Source organism: Gordonia alkanivorans NBRC 16433 (assembly GCF_000225505.1).
Lineage (GTDB): Bacteria > Actinomycetota > Actinomycetes > Mycobacteriales > Mycobacteriaceae > Gordonia > Gordonia alkanivorans.
Window position 1 is genome coordinate 1 of the sequence record NZ_BACI01000041.1, and the last position, 941, is coordinate 941.

At 65.8% G+C, this 941-nt stretch carries 1 protein-coding gene; it reads left to right on the plus strand.

Features of this window, described 5'->3' with window-relative positions:
• Positions 1-255 precede the first annotated feature (255 nt).
• The coding region (locus GOALK_RS06235; RefSeq protein WP_006357953.1) for an IS110 family transposase at positions 256-941 on the plus strand (686 nt) is incomplete at its 3' end.

A 941-nucleotide genomic window follows, 5' to 3' on the forward strand; every position in this document is an offset into this window, starting at 1 on the left:
CCCTTCGTGGCAGTGAGAATGGTTGTGGGTGATTGATCGTGTTTGGGTCTGACCTTCTTCGTGGCTGACGGTGCTGTCTTGGACGAGATTTGTCGTCCCGGCGGTCGGTCATCTACGAAACCCTGACCTGTAAGGGCCGGGGCGGGTGTGACCTGATTAGGACCGTGTCTGGCTGCTGGGCCGTGACTCTTCACTGTCCTGTCCACCCGCCCCGGTGAGGTCATCCCACACATCAGTGAAGGAGACATCACCACGATGACCCCAACCACGAGCACCACGCAACCGCTAGTCCTTGGCGTCGACACCCATCAACGCCGCCACCACGCCGCCCTCGTCAACGCCGAGGGCCGCCTGCTCGCCGATCACGAGTTCCCCGCCACCAGCACTGGCTACCACCAGTTGTGGCAGTGGGCCACCTCGTTCGGCCCCATCACCCAGGCCGGAGTGGAGGCCAGCGCCTCCTACGGCGCCGGCCTGACCCGGCTTCTCACCGCGCACGATGTCACGGTCATCGACGTCAACACCCCCGATCTGCCGCGCCGCTACGCCCACGGCAAAACCGACCAACTCGACGCCCACGCCGCAGCAATGGCGGTGTTCACCGGCCGAGCCGAGGCCATCGCCAAAGACACCACCGGCATCGTCGAATCAGTCCGAATGCTGTATGTGGCACGAGCTTCGGCCGTCGATGAGGCCACCCGCATCGGCAACCAGCTCCGTGACCTGGTCACCACCGCACCTGCCGAGTGGGCCGATCGCTGCCGGGCGGCGACCACCACCGCCCAACGCATCACCCTCATCGAGGCACTCCCCACACCCGCACCGAAAACGAAACTGTCGGCACCGGCGGCAGCGTTCGTCCGTGCCGGCCGCTCCCTGCTCACCCGCTACCGGTTGGCCCAACGAGAAGTCACCGACCTGACCCGCGAGCTCACCGCACT